Origin of the sequence: Aeromonas sp. R9-2, assembly GCF_040908025.1 — a bacterium.
In the GTDB taxonomy this organism is placed as follows: domain Bacteria; phylum Pseudomonadota; class Gammaproteobacteria; order Enterobacterales; family Aeromonadaceae; genus Aeromonas; species Aeromonas veronii.
Genome location: NZ_JBFOCX010000025.1, coordinates 388,153 through 406,871 on the forward strand (window position 1 = coordinate 388,153; position 18,719 = coordinate 406,871).

13 protein-coding genes and 1 other RNA gene are annotated in these 18,719 nt (G+C 59.6%); 7 read left to right on the forward strand and 7 right to left on the reverse strand.

The features are described 5' to 3' along the window. Positions 1-73 precede the first annotated feature (73 nt). Positions 74-2,170, reverse strand: a complete 2,097-nt coding sequence (locus AB5Y71_RS14100) for an ATP-binding protein (RefSeq protein ID WP_368171836.1) — start codon at positions 2,168-2,170, stop codon at positions 74-76. A gap of 31 nt (positions 2,171-2,201) precedes the next feature. Continuing rightward, positions 2,202-3,386, reverse strand: a complete 1,185-nt coding sequence (locus AB5Y71_RS14105) for an FIST signal transduction protein (RefSeq protein WP_368171837.1) — start codon at positions 3,384-3,386, stop codon at positions 2,202-2,204. Between the two features lie 113 nt (positions 3,387-3,499). Here AB5Y71_RS14105 and yvcK point away from each other — a divergent pair, with 113 nt between their 5' ends. Next, a complete protein-coding gene (gene yvcK, locus AB5Y71_RS14110; protein WP_019446542.1) occupies positions 3,500-4,414 on the forward strand; it encodes a uridine diphosphate-N-acetylglucosamine-binding protein YvcK in 915 nt (304 codons plus the stop codon). Between the two features lie 39 nt (positions 4,415-4,453). On the opposite strand, the gene AB5Y71_RS14115 is transcribed toward yvcK, so the two are convergent. From AB5Y71_RS14115 to lpcA, 3 genes are all read right to left on the reverse strand, one after another. Continuing rightward, positions 4,454-4,789: an Hpt domain-containing protein gene (locus tag AB5Y71_RS14115; RefSeq protein ID WP_040095299.1), complete on the reverse strand. Its 336-nt coding sequence runs from the start codon at positions 4,787-4,789 to the stop codon at positions 4,454-4,456. A 291-nt stretch (positions 4,790-5,080) separates the two neighbouring features. After that, positions 5,081-5,890 (reverse strand): class II glutamine amidotransferase, encoded by an 810-nt coding sequence (locus tag AB5Y71_RS14120; protein ID WP_194495833.1) that lies wholly within the window; start codon positions 5,888-5,890, stop codon positions 5,081-5,083. Between the two features lie 164 nt (positions 5,891-6,054). After that, positions 6,055-6,633, reverse strand: coding sequence for a D-sedoheptulose 7-phosphate isomerase (gene lpcA / locus AB5Y71_RS14125; RefSeq protein WP_005334485.1), 579 nt, complete (start codon positions 6,631-6,633; stop codon positions 6,055-6,057). Positions 6,634-6,887: 254 nt separating this feature from the next. Between lpcA and fadE the strand changes: the two genes are divergently transcribed. Then, on the forward strand, positions 6,888-9,344 hold the full coding sequence (fadE, locus tag AB5Y71_RS14130; RefSeq protein WP_368171838.1) for an acyl-CoA dehydrogenase FadE: 2,457 nt from the start codon (positions 6,888-6,890) through the stop codon (positions 9,342-9,344). A 180-nt stretch (positions 9,345-9,524) separates the two neighbouring features. Beyond that, the gene (locus tag AB5Y71_RS14135) at positions 9,525-10,799 is read left to right on the forward strand and encodes an amidohydrolase (RefSeq protein ID WP_058059899.1); all 1,275 of its coding nucleotides are present in this window, start codon (positions 9,525-9,527) and stop codon (positions 10,797-10,799) included. An 81-nt stretch (positions 10,800-10,880) separates the two neighbouring features. Here AB5Y71_RS14135 and AB5Y71_RS14140 read toward each other — a convergent pair whose 3' ends face one another. Together AB5Y71_RS14140 and AB5Y71_RS14145 are read right to left on the reverse strand one after the other, a co-directional pair. Then, on the reverse strand, positions 10,881-11,228 hold the full coding sequence (locus tag AB5Y71_RS14140; RefSeq protein ID WP_058059898.1) for an RnfH family protein: 348 nt from the start codon (positions 11,226-11,228) through the stop codon (positions 10,881-10,883). Beyond that, a complete protein-coding gene (locus AB5Y71_RS14145; protein ID WP_005334496.1) occupies positions 11,221-11,655 on the reverse strand; it encodes an SRPBCC family protein in 435 nt (144 codons plus the stop codon). The genes AB5Y71_RS14140 and AB5Y71_RS14145 overlap by 8 nt, the downstream gene beginning before the upstream one ends. A gap of 169 nt (positions 11,656-11,824) precedes the next feature. Between AB5Y71_RS14145 and smpB the strand changes: the two genes are divergently transcribed. The 4 genes from smpB to AB5Y71_RS14165 all read left to right on the forward strand — a co-directional run bounded on the left by smpB (position 11,825) and on the right by AB5Y71_RS14165 (position 18,574). Then, positions 11,825-12,313: an SsrA-binding protein SmpB gene (gene smpB / locus AB5Y71_RS14150; protein WP_005334498.1), complete on the forward strand. Its 489-nt coding sequence runs from the start codon at positions 11,825-11,827 to the stop codon at positions 12,311-12,313. A 166-nt stretch (positions 12,314-12,479) separates the two neighbouring features. After that, positions 12,480-12,839, forward strand: a transfer-messenger RNA (tmRNA) gene (gene ssrA / locus AB5Y71_RS14155). Between the two features lie 286 nt (positions 12,840-13,125). Continuing rightward, positions 13,126-17,370, forward strand: coding sequence for a transporter substrate-binding domain-containing protein (locus AB5Y71_RS14160; protein WP_368171839.1), 4,245 nt, complete (start codon positions 13,126-13,128; stop codon positions 17,368-17,370). After that, positions 17,363-18,574: an EAL domain-containing protein gene (locus tag AB5Y71_RS14165; protein WP_128835297.1), complete on the forward strand. Its 1,212-nt coding sequence runs from the start codon at positions 17,363-17,365 to the stop codon at positions 18,572-18,574. Before AB5Y71_RS14160 ends, AB5Y71_RS14165 begins: the two co-directional genes overlap by 8 nt. Positions 18,575-18,719 lie beyond the last annotated feature (145 nt).

Here is an 18,719-nt window from a genome sequence, read left to right on the forward strand (position 1 = left end):
ACAACCCGATTTATCCCGTGCTCTCTTCAGTATTTGCTGAAGAACTGGTCAACCCACAAAGTTGACCATTTTTTTATCCGCGCGTCGGCAACCGCTGACCAAAGTGACGCTGCAAACACTCTCTCAGCCGTGACAAGGTGATAGGCTTGGCGAGAAAGTCATCCATCCCCTGCGCCAGACAGCACGCCTTGTCCTCCGCCATCGCATTAGCCGTCAGGGCGACGATAGGCATGGTGCATCCCAACTCCCGCAACCGGCGAGTCGCTTCCAGTCCGTCCATCAGGGGCATCCGCATATCCATCAGGATCAAATCCGGGAGCTGCTCATCCACCTGTGCCAGCGCCTCCAGGCCATTGGCAGCCAGCCGTACCTTACCCACCAGTTTTTGCAGCATCAGCGACACCACCAACTGGTTCACCGGGCTGTCTTCCACCACCAGCACATCCAGTGGCAGCAGTGCCGAAGCCCCCTCCTCCCGCTGGGGCTGACAATGGCAAGGCAACGCCATGCCGGGCAGTTCGAACCAGAAACAGCTTCCCTTACCCGGCTCGCTCTTCAGGTGGATCTCTCCCCCCATAAGCGTCACCAGACGCTTGCTGATGGCAAGACCGAGGCCGGTACCGGAAAAACGCCGGGTGGCCGAGTTGTCGACCTGGGAGAAGGGCTCAAACAGCAGCGCCTGATCCGCATCAGCGATCCCGATCCCGGTGTCGGAGACCGAGATCAGCAGCTTCTCATCCTGCCAACCCAGGTGCAGAGTCACCTGCCCCTGCTCGGTAAACTTGAGGGCGTTGTCCAGCAGATTGCCCATCACCTGTGACAAACGCATCGGATCCCCCTGCAACTCCCGGGGCACAGACTCATCGACCCGATAAACCAGCGCGATCCCCTTGGCGGCGGCACGGGTTTGCAGCGGCTCGACCAGGGATTGGCAAAGCTGGACTGGCTGCAAGGTTTCGCAGTGCAACACCAGGGTTTGCGACTCGATTTTCGAAAAATCGAGCACGTCGTCGATGATGGTTTGCAGCAATCTGGCCGAGTGGGTGGCATGACGCAGCAGGCTCTGTTGCTCCGGCGCCAGCTCGGCATGCTGCACCAGATCGAGCATCCCCAACACCGCATTCATGGGCGAACGGATCTCGTGGGTCATCATGGCCAGAAATTGGGACTTGGCACGGTTGGCCGCTTCGGCCTCATCCCGTGCCCGCGCCAGCTCCTCTTCCCTACGGATCTGGTTGCTGATATCCCGGGCAGTGCCGCGATAACCGATAAACAGGCCATCATGGTCAAAACAGGGCTCGGCGCTCACTTCCATCCAGCAGGGGCCGTGTTGCAGCGCAACCTGCATCCGCACCCCTCGCACCGGCTGGCGCAGCTCCAAAAGCTGCAGATATTTCTGGGCATCGCAGCTCTGCTTGTTGCAGACGTAGTCATAGAGGGTCGGCCGGGTCGCTTGCGGGGTCATCTCATCCAGATAACCCGGCTCTGAGGCATAACTGAGGCGATGCTCGGCATCTGTCTCCCAGAACCAGTCTGAAGCCATGGCGGCGAAGCTGCGAAAACGGCGTTCGCTGGCCTGTAACGCCTCGGTTTTTACCGCGACCTGCTCCTGCAAGCGGGCCCGATAGGTGATGTTGACCAGCGCCTGGGCGATAAGAGGACGGCAACGCTCCATTGCGGCCTTGCTGGTGAGATCGAAGGTGCCCGCCCGAGCGTGGCGGCAGATGAGGGTGGCGGTAAAACCGGGGGCCTGCAGCCCGGTCAGCATCACGCTGGCCCAGCCCGGCTCGCTCGCCAGCGGCGCAAGCTCAGGCAGCTGGGCGGGATCGTAAATCACCAAGGTTTCACCCGAGATGGCGCGGGCAAATGCCGGGGTCATGCGCCAGCTGCGGGCTGATAGCATTGGCTCGGTGCTGAGGTGGGTACTTCCCTGCTCCCCTTCCCAGGCCACCACATCCGCGTGCTCAAAGCCGATAAAGGGTTTGAGCACCTGGATAAGGCTCTCCAGCACCTGCTCCAGCGTCTTGGCATCGGCGAGGGTGGCAACCCCCCCCAGCAGAGTCTGGGACTCGTGACGATACTTGGCCTCGCGCTCGCGGCAACGCATAAGGTCGACCAGCGTGGTCTGCAATTTGTCGCCGAGGGCTTCCAGTTCACTGTTGCCAATCATCTTGTTGCCTGCTCTGTTATGTTCTGCCGACTCAACGGGTCAGGAAAATCACGCTCGATACCATCAGGTTGCCGTGGGCCAGCTCGCCATTGGGCAGCCGCCCCTGCTCGCCGAAGGTAAAGGGGGTGATAAAGGGGATCTTGCCGAGGCGAGCCTGGCTCTGCTCGACAAATTGGCACAACATATCACCTAGCGCCAAACGACAACCAGCACAAAAGATGATGAGCGCGCCGATGGGCTGCAATTCCACGTCGACCCCATACCCTGGCTCGATACGCATGGCATTGAGGCTGCGCTGCAGCAACCCTTCCTGACTGCTGTACATCAACAGCAGACGCTCTCCTTGCACCACATCGGTAAAGAGCCGCAGCCCGCCCTGTTCGGTCACAGCTTCAGGATGGGAAAGTTTGTAGTAAGGAATGCCATCCAGCGCTCCCACCTGACGGGCCAGCGGGGTGAGCGTGGTCTCGCGCAAAATCGCCCCCACCGGCCAGGGCTGTTCGCGCCCGCACCAGCGGGCATAGACCTCGGCGGCAGGCAGGTGATCGATGGTTAGTACCTCCCGCCCGTTGCAGGCGGTGATCTCACCGCTGAATTCGGCAGGCACATAGCCCGAATGAAACTGAAAAGCGAGCTGGCAATCAGGATAGAGCACCGCCAGACCGATGCCATCCTGAGCCACCGCCTCATCCCAGCAGAGCTGCCAGTCACCGCTGACGCTGCTATCAGCCGCGGATCCACCGACCACCGGCACCGAGGCACCGAGTTCGGCCTCGATACCGGCCAGCAGCCCCTCCTCCTTGCCGGGACTGGCATGAAACAGGATCAGCTGGGGCAGCTCGCCCGGCCGACCACAGTCGCTCATGGCTCGGCGCAGCAACTGCCGCACATCCACCGCGTCACCGCTGGCACCGGCTACCCCGAATGCCCCTTTCTCATCGTACAGAGCAGCAACGGCCAGCCCATATCCGTCTCGGGCGTGGTGTCCCATCTCGGTCATGACGCCACCGCAAGAGCTGCACCCAAGCAGGCGGGTCGTCGGGAACTGGCGTTTGAGCGCGTCGCGCAGTATCGCCCCGTCATGGGCTTGGGTAAAATAGAGTAACAGCAGGGAGGGGGCCTGATCGGCATGGTGGCGCAGCTGCGCGCAGATATCTTGGGCCGCCAGCGATGAATTCTGGGCGAGGGAGTGAACGGTCAGAAATTTCAACACCATCTCCTTGTTTTATCGAATGGCAGCCTCAAGCAAAAATCATACCTTTATCAAACAATTATCTCGCTTCGCTTGCTAACATAGCGGTCAACTGAGACCAATGACAGGACGCCCATATGTGGCAAAAAAACATCAATGACTTCGATCGGGTTGTTGCCATCGGTGGTGGCCACGGCATGGGACGAGTGCTTTCGTCCCTCTCGTTTCTCGGTCAACGGCTCACCGGCATCGTCACCACCACAGATGATGGCGGCTCGACCGGACGCCTGCGCAAGAGTCAGGAGTGCATCGCCTGGGGCGATCTGCGCAACTGCCTGAACCAGCTGGTGACCGATCCCAGCATCGGCAGCCTGTTGTTCGAATACCGCTTCGCCGGCAAAGGCGAGCTGGCGGGTCACAACCTTGGCAACCTGATGCTGCTGGCGCTCGATAATCTCTGTGTCCGTCCTCTTGATGCTATCAAGCTGATCAGTGACATGCTCAAAATCGAGTCACAATTGCTACCCATGTCTGAATTTCCCACCGATCTCTGCGCCCATATGGAGTGTGGCACCCAGATCCTGGGAGAGGTATCCATCGATCAACTGGCAACACCGCCCCTCTCCCTCGGCCTGATGCCGGAGGTGCAAGCGACTCGGGAAGCGGTGCTGGCACTGCAGCAGGCGGACATGATCATTCTTGGGCCGGGCAGTTTTCTCACCTCCATCATGCCACCACTGCTGCTGGCCGAGATCGCCCAGGCCATCAACGAGAGCAGCGCCATGCTGGTTTTCGTCTGCAATCTGGTGGCGGAAAACGGCCCTGCCAGTCAGCTGGATCTGATGAGTCAGTGTCGCTGGCTGGAATCCCGGGTCGGTCAGGGTCGGCTGGATGCCATCCTGGCCCCACAGGGCGCGAGTGATGCGGGGGACTGGCAAGGGCGTGTGATCGAAGCCGAGCTGGGCGAGCTTGAGCTGCCCCATCGGCACGATCGATTGAAGCTGAAACTGGCGCTGGACCGGATCATCCAGCAACTGCTCAACCAGCGTTAGGCAACGGTCACGGCGCCCCGGCATCCCTGCATGGCGCCGTTACTGATAATCGGCAAGAAACGCGAGCACCTGAGGCAAGGAGACCTCCAGCAGTTGCAACTGGCGCTCTGCCTCGGCCACATCGGCCTGCTTGCTGGCCATCTCCAGCGCCATCACCTGCTGATAGCTCGGCATGGCGCCATAGCTGCCACAGGATGATTTCATGCTGTGCGCCACCCGAGCCAGCGCCTCCCACTCTCCCTGTTCATAGAGGGGTCTGAGCTGACTCAGCTGCTCACCCACCTCTTCAATAAAGACTGCGATGACCACGGGCAGCATATCCGGACCGATATCCTCTGCCAGCTGCTGCAACACCTTGCGATCCACCCACTCCATGCGAGGCTCCTCCAGAACGGTATTCAAACAGACCATACTATAGATAGTTTTCGATGTCGTGGCTCATGACCAGGCAATGATGAAGCACCCGATTGGATGGCTCAGGGAATAGAGTGGCAAAAAATGTGATCAGTATCGAAATAGCGATGCTGAAACGCCCCTCAAGACAACAACTTGATTGCCAAAAATTAACAATTGATCAACACTCAATACCGTCAGAGTGATGATGCTCAGCAACACCTCTCATCCCTTTTGCCTTTTATGGCTGCTGCGAAGAACCAGGGTAGGTATCTACCCTGGTATTTTTTTATCTTGCTCAAGCACGACCTGGTTGGTCGCCACCCGCTCCCCCATGCGAAACAGATTGAATTCGCCGGGCGCCATTTTGACCCAATTCTCATTGCCGGTCAGCGGACGGGTGGTGATCAGGGTGACCACATCGTTGGGGGTGGTCTCCCTTTGAAAGTCGATCACCACCTCCTCATCCAGCAGGCTCGCCTCGCCAAAGGGCGCACAGCGGGTCAGCCAGTGCAGGTTGTTGCTGCAGTAGCTCATCACATACTCCCCATCCGAGAGCAGCATGTTGAACACTCCGAACGCTCTGAGCTCGTCACACAGGGTAGCGAGATAGCGAAACATGGCGGGAAAGTTGGCCGGACGCTTGGGATATTTTTGCTCCAGCCGATCGAGCAGCCAGCAGAAGGCGTGCTCGCTGTCGGTATCCCCCACCGGACGGTGGCGGCCGGTTGGCAGCTTCTTGTAGCCGGTGAGCTGACCGTTGTGGGCGAAGGTCCAGTAACGACCCCACAGCTCACGGGTAAAGGGGTGGGTATTTTCCAGCGACACGCAGCCACGGTTGGCCTGCCGAATGTGGCTGACCACGGCGCAGCTTTTGATGGGCAGCGCCTGTACCAGTCTGGCGATGGGAGATTGGGCGCTGGGCTCGGGATCCTTGAAGGTGCGAAAGCCCTTCCCCTCGTAGAAGGTGATCCCCCAGCCATCCTTGTGGGGCCCGGTCTTGCCGCCGCGCAGCATCAACCCGGTAAAGCTGAAGCAGATATCGGTCGGCACATTGGCACTCATGCCGAGCAGTTCGCACATATCCGGCAGACTCCTTTCATGATTTGGCTTGTGTCATGTTCGACCAGCACGCTGGTTCGACAGACAGCAGGAGAAGGCGCAATCCCTTCCCCTGTGACTGGCAACAACCGGCAGATGGCGAACCATGCTACCGGCGCAGCCCTTATCTGGTAGTTATGGCCTGATTACTTGGCCATCTCTTTTTCGACCAGCTGGATCAGGATGTGGATCACCTTGATGTGCACTTCCTGAATACGGTCGGCATAGCCAAAGTGCGGCACGCGGATCTCGACATCCGCCAGGCCTGCCATCTTGCCGCCATCCTTGCCGGTCAGGGCGATCACTTTCATCCCTTTGGCGCGGGCAGCCTCGATGGCTTTCAGGATATTGCCGGAGTTGCCGCTGGTGGAGATGCCGAGCAGCACGTCGCCACGGCGGCCGACCGCTTCCACATAGCGGGAGAAGACATAGTCATAGCCAAAGTCGTTGGAGACGCAGGAGAGGTGGCTCGGATCTGAGATGGCGATACCGGCATAACCCGGGCGGTTCTCGCGGTAACGACCGGTCAGCTCTTCGGCAAAGTGCATGGCATCACAGTGGGAGCCACCGTTGCCACAGGAGAGCACCTTGCCCTCTTCCTTGAAAGAGTCAGCCAGCAGTTTGGCGGCCGCTTCGATGTTTTTCAGGTTCTGCTCATCAGCCAGGAAGGCCTGCAGCACGCTGGCAGCTTCGGTCAGTTCATTGCGGATCAATTCTTGGTACATGATGTCTCTTCCACTGTTTTTAGTGTGCGTGTAGATCGCGGCTATTCTCGCACAAGCGAATCGCACAGTCGCCCCCTGCGAGCCACAGCGCTGGCGGCGCGTGAGCGTTATGGGGATCACAGAGAGAAGGTAATGAAGATGTAAACAGCTTGATAATTTTGTGCGTATGAATTACAACAGTGGCCATATCCAACAGGTCAGACCTCTGGATCAGTTACGCCACGTTGGCAACCTAACCACGCAAGGAGCAAGCAATGACGACGACCCTCACTCTGCTCGGGGTGATCCTGGTTATCGGAGCCCTGGCCTATCGCCGGGCATCCCTGTTCATCTCCACCCTGGTCACCGGCGCCGCCCTGGTACTTGGCACCATCTATGGTCATGTGCCCTTGCTGGTATGGGCGCTGTTCGCGGTGATCGCCATCCCGCTCAATCTGGTGGAATTTCGCCGCAATCAAATAACCAAGCCGCTGTTCAAGATCTACAAATCGATCATGCCGGAGATGTCCCGCACCGAGAAAGAGGCTATCGAAGCGGGCACCACCTGGTGGGAAGCCGATCTGTTCGCGGGCAACCCGGACTGGAAAAAGCTGCACGCCATTCCGGTCAGCACCCTCTCTGCCGAAGAGCAGGCCTTTATGGATGGTCCGGTCGAGGAAGTGTGCCGCATGGTGAGCGACTGGGAAGTGACCCACGAGCGCGCGGACCTCTCCCCCGAGGTGTGGCAATACCTGAAGGACAACAAGTTCTTCGCCATGATCATCAAGAAGAAATATGGCGGTCTGGAGTTCTCGGCCTACGCCCAGTCCTGTGTCCTGCAAAAGCTGTGCGGTGCCAGCGCCGTGCTCGCCTCCACCGTTGGCGTACCCAACTCGCTGGGCCCGGGCGAACTGCTGCAACACTATGGCACTGACGAGCAGAAGGATTACTACCTGCCCCGCCTGGCGGTAGGTAAAGAGATCCCCTGCTTCGCCCTGACCAGCCCGGAAGCGGGTTCTGACGCAGGTTCCATCCCCGACTTCGGTATCGTCTGCAAAGGCGAGTGGGAAGGGAAAGAGGTGCTAGGTATGCGCCTCACCTGGAACAAGCGTTATATCACGCTCGCCCCCATTGCTACCGTGCTGGGTCTGGCCTTCAAACTGCGTGATCCGGAACACCTGTTGGGGGACGAGGAAGAGCTTGGTATCACCTGCGCGCTGATCCCCACTCACATCAAGGGTGTCGGCATTGGACGTCGCCACTTCCCGCTCAACGTGCCGTTCCAGAACGGCCCGACCCGGGGCAAGGATGTGTTCGTCCCGCTCGATTTCATCATCGGTGGCCCAGCCATGGCTGGTCAGGGCTGGCGCATGCTGGTCGAGTGTCTGTCAGTCGGTCGCGGCATCACCTTACCCTCCAACAGCACAGGTGGCGTCAAGATGCTGGCCCTGGCGAGCGGCGCCTATAGCCGCATCCGTCGCCAGTTCAAGCTGCCCATCGGCAAGATGGAAGGGATTGAAGAACCGCTGGCCCGCATCGGTGGCAACGCCTACATCATGGGCGCCGCAGCCAACCTGACCGTGACCGGCATCGACCTTGGCGAGAAGCCCTCGGTCATCTCCGCCATCGTCAAATACCACCTCACCGACCGTGCCCAGAAGTGCATCATCGATGCCATGGACATCCACGGCGGCAAAGCCATTTGCATGGGCCCCAACAACTATCTGGCCCGTGGCTATCAGGGTGCCCCCATCGCCGTTACGGTAGAAGGGGCCAACATCCTGACCCGCAGCATGATCATCTACGGTCAGGGCGCTATCCGCTGCCACCCGTATGTACTGCCGGAGATGCTGGCTGCCAGCCACCCGGATAAAGAGCAGGCGCTGAAAGATTTCGACAAGGCGGTATTCAGCCACGTCGGCTTTGCCATCAGCAACCTGGTGCGCAGCTTCTGGCTCGGTATCACCGGCGCCCGCTTTGCCGCGGCCCCTTACAAGGATCAGACCAAGGGCTACTACCAGCAACTCTCCCGCCTCTCGGCCAACCTGGCGTTCCTGTCAGACATGGCGATGGGCACCCTGGGTGGCGAGCTCAAGCGCAAGGAGCGGGTCTCCGCCCGTCTTGGCGACGTGCTGAGCCAGCTTTATCTGGCCTCCAGCGCCCTCAAGCGCTATCAGGACGAGGGACGCCAGCAGGCCGACCAGCCACTGCTGCACTGGGCACTGCAAGATGCCATGTTCAAGGCACAAGAGGCGATCGACGAGCTGCTGCGCAACTTCCCGAACCGCTGGATTGGCCTTGCCCTGCGCGCCGTGGTGCTGCCGCTGGGCCGTGACCTGAACCGTCCGTGCGACAAGCTGGACCAGCAAGTTGCCCGTCTGCTGCAAACCCCGAGCGAGACCCGCAGCCGCCTGGCCAAGGGGCAATACCTGACTCGCGAAGAGGGCAACCCCTTCGGTCTGCTGGAGCAGGCGCTCGATGACGTGCTGGCCGCCGAGCCGCTGTTCGAGAAAGTCTGCAAGAGCGATGGTATCAAGCGTCCCTTCATGGCGCTGGACAAGGTGGCCGACATCGGCCTGGCCGCTGGCGTACTGACCCAGAGCGAAGCCGAGCTGCTGCGCCGCGCCGAAGTGAGTCGCCTGCGCACCATCAACGTCGATGATTTTGACCCCATCGATCTGGTGGCCAACAAGAAGCTGTTTGAAGCCTCCGCTTACCATCACGCGGCCTGATAACCTGCTATCGACAACGCCTCCCTTGTGGAGGCGTTTTTTTATGGGCGCTCACCACTATTCACGGCCCTCACAGACATCACTCGCACGCACAGCTCCCCCGACCAGCTGCAGGCCCCGTGTGGTCAGCCGGGAAAAAAGGCACAATAGTCGACAAATCGAATCACCAAGGAAGCCAAGATGACCCTTGAGCACCTGATCCTGTGGCGCCGCGACCTGCACCGCCTGCCGGAAGCCGCCTGGAAAGAGTTTCGCACCACCAGCCTGATTGCCCACCACCTGAGCGAGCTCGGTTATCGCATTGTGCTTGGCGACAAACTGCTGGCCAGCAATCTGATGATGGGCCGTGATGTGGATGTGGCGGCCGAGAAGGCTCGCGCCCGTCGTCAGGGAGCCCATCCCGACTGGCTGGAGCGGATCGGCGATGTCACTGGCCTGATGGGAGAGCTGGATACCGGCCGTCCCGGCCCGACCCTGGCCTTTCGCTTCGACATCGATGCGGTGGAGGTGGAAGAGTCCGACGCCGAACAGCACCAGCCGCAGCAGGAGGGTTTTGCCTCCCACAACAAGGGATGGATGCATGCCTGCGCCCACGATGGCCACACCGCCATCGGCATGGGGCTGGCCAGCCAGCTGATGGCGATGAAGGAGCAGCTGTGCGGCCGCATCAAGCTCTTCTTCCAGCCCGCCGAAGAGGGGTGCCGCGGTGGCAAGGCGCTGGCTGCCGGTGGCGCACTCGATGACGTGGATGCCCTGCTCTCGCTACATATCGGTATTCACGCTGGCAGCGGCGAGCTGGTGATCAATCCCACCGAATTTCTCTGCTCCACCAAGTTCGACGTCCACTTTATGGGCACCGCCGCTCACGCGGGGCTCGAACCCAATGCCGGCAGCAATGCGCTGGCAGCCGCCTGCATGGCCACCACCGCCATGCTCGGCATTCCCCGCCACCGCGACGGCATGACCCGCATCAACGTCGGCCAGCTTCACGCTGGCAGCGGCCGCAACGTCATCCCCGATCATGCAGAGCTACGCGGTGAAACCCGCGGCGCCGATAGCACGCTCAACGACTACATGTTCAGTCAGGTACAGCGCATCGTCGAAGGTACCGCCCTCGCCCACGGCGTCACCTACCGCATCATCAAACAGGGCGAGGCCATTGCCCTCGACAACAGCCCGGCGCTGCAGGCCGAGCTGGCGGCGCTGGCCCGCAAGCAAGGGCTTGCCACCATCCAGACTCGCCGCTTTGGCGCCAGCGAAGATGCCGGTTTTCTGATGGAGCGGGTGCAAAAGCAGGGGGGCGAAGCGGCTTACCTCATCCTGGGGGCCGATCTGGCGGCGCCGCACCATCACAACGAATTCGATTTCGATGAGCGGGTGATGCAAAGCGGGGTAGAGCTACTGGCCGCTTGGGCCCGCGCCCGGCTGGGTGTGATAGAAGCAGCCCTCTCTTGATATCCCCTCGGCAAGCTCACCGGCTAACGGGATCAAAAAAAGGCGCCTTGGCGCCTTTTTTCTGCACGAAAAACCTGAGCACTACTCGCGGAGCTTGCGATGTACATCGGGGCGGCCACCGGTCACGCTATCGGCTCTCCCCTCCTCTTTGGCCTTCTCGGCCCGCTTTTTGCGCATCTCGCGGGGATCGGCGATGAGCGGGCGGTAGATCTCGATACGATCCCCGTCGTGCAGCGGCTCGCTCCCTTTCACTGGGCGGCTGTAGATGCCGAACTTGTTGACCGACAAGTCAATCTCGGGGTGCTTTTGCACGATGCCGGACTGCTCGATGGCCGCCAGCACGCAGGTCTCGGGCGCCACCCGCAGGGCAATCACCGTCTGCTGCTGCGGCAAGGCATAGACAACCTCGATATTGAGCTGGTCAGACACCGTAGACCTCCTTCGCCCGGTTGGAGAAGGCGGAGACCATGGAGCTCACCAGATCGCGGAATACCTGACCAAAGGCCACCTCGATAAGCTTGGAGGTAAACTCGAAATCGAGATCAAACTCCACCTTGCAGGCGTCGACATCGAGCGGGGTAAAGGTCCACCAGCCCGCCAGCTTGCGGAACGGGCCATCCACCAGCTCCATCCTGATCTGACGGTTCACATCCAGCTGATTGCGGGTGGTAAAGGTCTTGGCAATCCCCGCCTTGGCCACATCGACCGACGCCATCATGTAGTCATCGCCAGCCTCGTGGACACGGCTGCCGACACAGCCGGGCAAAAACTGCGGATAGGCATCCACATCGTTAACCAACTTGAACATCTGTTCTGCACTGAACATCACCAGGGCACTGCGCGTAATTCGGGGCATGGCTTTTCCTCATCCAATCGGCGCGATTTTATCACCATGTTTGGGGTTGTGGAGGTAAAACCTCAGCCAAACCGCTCAGAAAGCCACCACTTGACCTGCTGCGCGTTTTACAGCCGCCCCTGCCTACGTATAATACGAGCCTCCTAGTCATTGCCGGAAATCGCCCGTCATGAGCAAAAAAAACAGTAAAAACAAAGCCGGGTCCAGCACCATTGCACTCAACAGAACCGCGCGCCACGAATACTTCATCGAAGAGAAGATCGAAGCGGGTCTGTCCCTGCAAGGGTGGGAAGTCAAATCCCTGCGGGCGGGCAAGGCCAACATCAGCGAAGCCTATGTCATCTTCCGCGATGGCGAGGCCTATCTGTTCGGCTCCAGCTTCCTGCCACTGCAAGCGGCCTCCAGCCACGTGGTATGTGACCCGACCCGCACCCGCAAACTGCTGCTGAGCCGTCGTGAACTCGACAAGCTCGAAAGCCTGATTGCCCGTCAGGGCTACACCATAGTTCCCCTCGCCCTCTACTGGAAACAGTGCTGGGTCAAGGTCGAGATCGGCCTGGTGAAGGGCAAGAAAGAGCACGACAAGCGCGAAGATACCAAGGCCCGCGAATGGGATCGGGAAAAAGCTCGCATCATGAAGAACAAGCATCGCGGCTAACCTGCGACTGGCAGGATCAGAACGCCAGTTCACCTTCCCCCGGCGCAGCTGGCTCTTCAGGCTCAGCTGCGTACAATAAATCGGCAAACAGACTGGCTGCCAGAGGGAATGGGTATCAACGCCTTGCTATGACAGCATTTTTGCGTACAATCGCAATTAACAACTTGGGGCTGATTCTGGATTCGACAAGATTCACGAAACCCAAGGTGCATGCCGAGGTGCGGTAGGCCTCGTTAATAAACCGCAAAAAAATAGTCGCAAACGACGAAAACTACGCACTAGCAGCTTAATAACCTGCATAGAGCCCTTCTACCCTAGCTTGCCTGTGTCCTAGGGAATCGGAAGGTCATCCTTCACAGGATCGTGTGGAAGTCCTGCTCGGGGCGGAAGCATTAAAACCAATCGAGCTAGTCAATGCGTGGCGTGTCTCTCCGCAGCGGGTTGGCGAATGTAAAGAGTGACTAAGCATGTAGTGCCAAGGATGTAGTAATTTTGGACGGGGGTTCAAATCCCCCCAGCTCCACCAAACGTTTGGAAAGGGCCACCTCGCAAGAGGTGGCCCTTTTTGTTTGTCCATGTTGTTTATCGATATCAAACTGGTTGGTTTTTTCCAATATCCCCCTTGAACTGGCCTTTGGCAAAAAATCAGGCGCATCACCGCGCAGGCTTTATCATCAGATTGCCATCCCGGTACTAGCCAGACTCACAGCCGCACAATCGGCATGTCGTGGCCCAATATTGAGTAAATTGATGTTGGCCGCTGCATTTTAATGCACTTACAATATGCGCCCAATTCTGTTGGATTCCTTCTGATGCTCCGCCAATGTGATCGTCTATTCCTGTTTCTCCTGCTACTGCTCTGGGGCGTGGCGGCGCACGCCATTACCAGTCTGAATGAAGACGAGTTTGATCTGTCTGAGCGCGCCTGGCTGTCATCACACCAGGAGCTGGTCATCGGCATGCCGATGATGGGTGACCCTCCATACAGCTATAAGGATGCAGATCAACGCTTTACCGGCCCAGTCCCCGACATTGCGCAGCAGATTGCCAGAACGCTCGGGTTGACCCTGCGCTACAAGGTTTACCCCTCCTACGTGGATGCGCTGACCGGACTTGACCACGGCGCAATCGACATACTGGTGAACGACCAGCCAAGCGAACAATGGCGATCCAATATTGTCTCCCTCCCGTTTTTGCTCTCCATGCCGCGCGGCGTGCTGCTCAACAATGGCAAAACGAAGTTATCACGACAGGATGCCCATGGTTTGCACTGGGTCTGTGTCACGGGAGTCAATGCTTGCAGTGAATTGAAAAAACTGGGATTTCTCCGTGTGACCGAGGCAGAGAGTCGCAGTGAAGCAGCCTTTATGCTCAAAAAGCGCATGGCTGACGCCTATCTTGCCGACATGCCGTCACTGGTGATGGTGAGAGATCAGCATCCCAAGGCTGGCTTCACCATTGCCACTCCGGAATGGGTAAGCGGCACGTCTCTCTCCATCAATATGCACAAGAGCGACCCGGCACTAGTCAGCCTGGTGAGCAAGGCATTCAACGAGATACCGGTTGAAGATCGTCGTCACATGCTGGCCGCCACTACGACTAGCCAACATGCGGACTCAGGAGCGGTGAAGTCTGTGCAGTTTACCCCTGAGGAGCAGGAGTGGCTCAACCAGCATCCTGAGCTGACTTACGGCGTCTCTCCGGACTGGACCTCCATGAGCGAATTCAATTACCGGGGCAGGCTGGTCGGTTATGTGGCGGACCTGATGGCGCTGATGCAGCAAGTCTCCGGGCTGAAGTTCTCTCTGGTTCGCACCAATAGCTGGGGTGAAACCCAGAATATGCTGAAGCTGCGGCAGATCGATTTTATTCCGGCCATCTCCCCCAACCACGACCGCGGCCAGTTTGCGCTGTTCACCCCCGGCTATCTGTTTGTCGATCGGGTCGTTATTGCCCCCAAAGGCAGTACCGATATCACCGATCTCTCACTGCTGCGAGGGAAACGGGTCGGCATGGTGCATGGCTCGCTGGATAAAGATCTACTGACCCACATCGGCGCCCATCCGGTAGAGGTCAACAATGACAACCGCTTGCTGGAGCTGCTGGACACGGGCGATGCCGACTACGTGATGGTCACCCTGCCATCCATCAACAAGCGGGTGAGCGAACGCTATCAGGTGGTCTATGCCGGCAAAGACTTGCGCCTGCCGGTCGCCATGGCTACGCGCAAAGATCCCATGCTGCAGCGGATCCTCACCAAGGTGCTCTATTCGATACCGCCGGAGGAGCTCAATAAAGTGGAGAGACGCTGGCTCTCCATGAGCGTGCAGACCGGCATCAATAGCGAAACAGTGCTGTTCTGGTTCGCAATGGGCGGCGCGGCAGCCACCCTGCTGTTTGCCCTGTTCTGGGCCTGGAACCGCACCCTGAAACGGGAGATCGTGCAGCGACAACGGGCCGAGAAGACACTCAATGAGCAGTTGGTGTTCGTCCAGACCCTGCTCGACTCCCTGCCCAATATGGTGGCATTGCGGGATCACGAGCATCGCCTGACCCTCTGCAACCGGGCATACCGCGAGCTGTTTATCGGTGACGGATCCGCAGGAGATGGCTGGGGTTATATGACCGAGGACGAGCGGCAACAGATGCTATGCGAGGAGCGTGCGGTCTGGGAAACCGGCGAGAGCTTCCAAGGATCGGGTTATACCCAGCGCGAGGGGGATATTCCCCTTCACGTGGTCTACGTCAAGTTGCCCTATCGCGCAGCAGACGGCGCGATTCAGGGGGTGCTGACGGTATTGACCGATGTCAGTGCCCTCAAGGCCGCCGAAAACAAGGTGCGAGAAGTGGAGGGCAGGCTGCGGGACATCACCGACAGCATGCCGGGTCTGGTTTATCAATATCTCTGGCAAGGGGCCGGCAAGGGGAAATTCCTCTATCTGTCCCAAGGAGCCAGCGACATTCTCGGGATGACCCATCAAGAGTTGATGGCAGCCGAGTCTGGCGGCGTGATCCTCGGCTTGAACGACGAGGCTCTGGCAGCCTTTATCGATAAGGTGGCCAAACATGCGCGAACCCTTGAGCCGCTCGATATGGAGGTGCTGGTGCCCTCTGTTCAGGGGGAGCGATATATCCAGATCCGCGGTAACTTTGTGGCGCAACAGGGCAATGATTGCCTGCTCAACGGCGTGGTGCAGGACATCACCGCCATCAAGCAACAGGAGCATGAACTGCGCGAGGCGCGCGCCGCAGCCGAGCAGGCGATGCAGGCTCGCAGCCGTTTTCTGGCCACCATGAGCCATGAGCTGAGAACCCCCATCTCGGGCATGCACGGCATGCTGGAGCTGCTGCGCATGAGTGAGCTCAATGATGACCAGCGCTATCTGCTGCGCAATGTGGAGAGCTCGGCCAACCACCTGCTCTATCTGGTCAACGATATCCTCGACTTTTCCAAAATCGAGGCGGGTCAGCTGCACCTCAATCGCCAATCCTGCCGTCTGCAACCTGTGGTGTGCGATGTGATCCGCGGCCATGCCGCACTGGCCTACAGCAAGGGGCTGAAGGTCACGCTCCAGTGGGAGGATCAACTCCCCGACCTGGCCGATATCGATCCGGTCAGAGTGGGCCAGGTGATTTCCAATCTGCTCAACAACGCGGTGAAGTTCACCGAGCAGGGCGTCATTTCGATCCAGGCCAGCTATCACGACCAGCAGCTGGTTATCGCGGTGACGGATACCGGCATCGGCATCGCCGAAGAGAAGCAAGCGCTGCTCTTTACCCCGTTCGAGCAGGTGGAATCCGATATCAATCGCCGCTTTGGTGGCACCGGTCTGGGCCTAGCCATCTGTGATCAGCTGGTGAAGAAGATGGGCGGCACCCTGACGGTCAAGAGCCAGCTCGGTGAAGGAGCCTGTTTCCGCTTCAGCATCCCGCTGCTCAATGTCCTGTGGGAACCACCCGCACTGGCGGGCAGCGAATGGTGGTGGCTGGGTAGCGATGCCGCCTTGCAGGCCACCATGGCACGGCTCGGCGCCCGGTTGAGCCCCCTCGAGATCCACCAGCTCACCGCCGATCTCGACGGCCTGCTGTTGGCGGAAGAGGCCGCGCTGGAGTCCAGCATGGGGAGCGAATGGCACACCTTGCTACAGTCCGGCACTCTCAAGGGGGTCATCCTCTCCCCCCGCGAAGCGTTGCGGGGACGCATGGGCTCGGAGAACTGGTGGCGCCTCGGCCAATCCCCCCTCTATCCGGATCTGTTGCTCGAAAGCTGCCGCGAACTGATCACCGGGCGAGCCGTGACCACCCATGCCGCCAGCATCGAAAAACTGGGCGGGCGGGTGCTGGTCGCCGATGATCATCTGGTTAATCGCGCCCTGCTGACCCGTCAACTGGCGATTCTGGGAGTGGAGTGCGAGGTAGTGGAAGATGGCGAGAAGGCGTTGCGCGCCTGGCAAACCCGGAATTTCGCCCTGCTGATCACCGACTGCCACATGCCGCACATGGATGGTTACACCCTGACCCGCCACCTGCGGGAACAAGGGGAGCAGGCCCCCATCATCGGCGTCACCGCCGATACCTCGGAGGAGGCGGCAGCCAATATGACGGCAGCCGGCATGAACGGCATGCTGTGCAAACCCTATTCGCTGGAGTCACTGCGCCAGATGCTGCTGCGGTGGTTGCCCGCGACTACGATCACAGAGAGAGTGCCCGCACGACAGGCCATCAATCTCGACATGATCGGTCGCTGGCAAGATCTGTTTGGCGATGAAGATATTGCCAAAAGCATGGCAAGGGAGTATCTGGCCTCCAACCGGAAAGATTGCCACGCTATGATGAGCGCGCTCTCCTCCGATGATAGCCAGGAGCTGGTGGAGATCGCCCACCGCATCAAAGGGGCAGCCAGAATGGTCGGGGAGATCTCCCTGGCCGAGCAGGCGGCGCAACTGGAATCGGCGGCCCGCCTCAAACAGTTGAGCGAGCTCGCGCTGCTGACACAGAGAGTGGAAGAACAGATGAACAATATTGAACGTGAAATGGGATTGTGGCTCGATGAGTAGAACGGCAGACGAGTTGGTCATCATGGTGGTCGAGGATCACGGGTTTCAACGCAAGACCCTGATGCACCAGATCCGGGCGCTCGGTTATCAGCAACTGCTGGAGGCCGCAGACGGCATCGAAGCCCTGGCGCTGTGCCAGAGCCACACTGTCGACATCCTGTTCTGCGATCTGCGGATGCCCGGCATGGATGGCATGGCGCTGCTGCGCCGCCTCTCGCTGGGTGGCTTTCGGGGCGGCATCATCCTCTCCAGCGCGCTGGAAGATGACGTGGTGGAGGCCGTGCTGCGCATGAGCGCGGCCTATGGTCTCCATGTGCTGGGTCGCATCGAGAAACCCTCCAGCCCGCAGCGGCTGCGCCAGTTGATCGACTCCTGGACACCCAAGTCGGCCCCCTCGGGCAAGGACGATGGCCTCGTCCTCTCGGTGGACGAGCTCAAACGCGCCCTCGACAACGACCAGTTGCTGCCCTGGTATCAACCCAAGGTCGGCTTTGCATCCGGCCAGTGGGTGGGGATGGAGGCGCTGGCCCGCTGGCAGCATCCGGAATATGGGCTGATCTCCCCCGGCATGTTTATCCCGCTGGCGGAAAACAACGGCCTTATCGACCAGCTGACCGATGTCATCATCAACAAGTCGCTGCAGGATTGCCATCTGTGGGGCCAGACCGGCCTCTCCCTCAATCTATCGATGAACCTCTCAACCACCTCGCTGATTGAGGGAGATCTCTGCCACTTCCTGATCAACCAGTGCCAGCGCTGGGGTGTCAATCCCGAGCTGATCACCCTGGAGGTGACCGAAAGCTCGTTTGTCGAGGATATCGGCAAGGCACTGGAGGTGCTGACTCGGCTGCGGATGCACGGCTTTGGCCTCTCCATCGATGACTTCGGTACCGGCTACTCCTCGATGCAGCAGCTGGCGCTGCTGCCGTTTACCGAGCTCAAACTTGATCGATCTTTTGTCGATCGCTGCTATGCCGACCCCTCCCGTCTGGCCATCATCGAATCGAGCATCGAGCTGGCACGCAAGCTGGGGCTGAAATCAGTCGCCGAAGGGGTGGAAGATGTGCAGACCTGGCAACTGCTGGCCAAGCTGGGGTGCGATATCTGTCAGGGCTTCTTCACCGCCCGCCCTATGCCCCGCAGCGAACTGCAGCACTGGCACCAGATCTGGCAAGCCCGGCTGCCCACCCTGATATCCGGCTGATCTTCCGCAACCAACCCTTTGGGCCAACAGCGCGCCGATCGGCAACGTGAATGGCCACCTTGGAAAAGGTGGCCATTTTCTTTATCTAGGACTCGCCACTCACGCATGCCCGCCCCCTCTCCAGCAACTGTCTATCCAGCCGAGT

Bases quoted from the DNA above. Each gene is read 5' to 3' on its own strand.
- yvcK (WP_019446542.1), top strand. From the start codon at position 3,500: ATGTGGCAAAAAAACATCAATGACTTCGATCGGGTTGTTGCCATCGGT.
- smpB (WP_005334498.1), top strand. From the start codon at position 11,825: ATGAGCAAAAAAAACAGTAAAAACAAAGCCGGGTCCAGCACCATTGCA.
- fadE (WP_368171838.1), top strand. From the start codon at position 6,888: ATGACGACGACCCTCACTCTGCTCGGGGTGATCCTGGTTATCGGAGCC.
- AB5Y71_RS14115 (WP_040095299.1), bottom strand. From the start codon at position 4,789: ATGGAGTGGGTGGATCGCAAGGTGTTGCAGCAGCTGGCAGAGGATATC.
- AB5Y71_RS14165 (WP_128835297.1), top strand. From the start codon at position 17,363: ATGAGTAGAACGGCAGACGAGTTGGTCATCATGGTGGTCGAGGATCAC.
- AB5Y71_RS14100 (WP_368171836.1), bottom strand. From the start codon at position 2,170: ATGATTGGCAACAGTGAACTGGAAGCCCTCGGCGACAAATTGCAGACC.
- AB5Y71_RS14105 (WP_368171837.1), bottom strand. From the start codon at position 3,386: ATGGTGTTGAAATTTCTGACCGTTCACTCCCTCGCCCAGAATTCATCG.
- AB5Y71_RS14160 (WP_368171839.1), top strand. From the start codon at position 13,126: ATGCTCCGCCAATGTGATCGTCTATTCCTGTTTCTCCTGCTACTGCTC.
- AB5Y71_RS14145 (WP_005334496.1), bottom strand. From the start codon at position 11,655: ATGCCCCGAATTACGCGCAGTGCCCTGGTGATGTTCAGTGCAGAACAG.
- AB5Y71_RS14120 (WP_194495833.1), bottom strand. From the start codon at position 5,890: ATGTGCGAACTGCTCGGCATGAGTGCCAATGTGCCGACCGATATCTGC.
- lpcA (WP_005334485.1), bottom strand. From the start codon at position 6,633: ATGTACCAAGAATTGATCCGCAATGAACTGACCGAAGCTGCCAGCGTG.
- AB5Y71_RS14135 (WP_058059899.1), top strand. From the start codon at position 9,525: ATGACCCTTGAGCACCTGATCCTGTGGCGCCGCGACCTGCACCGCCTG.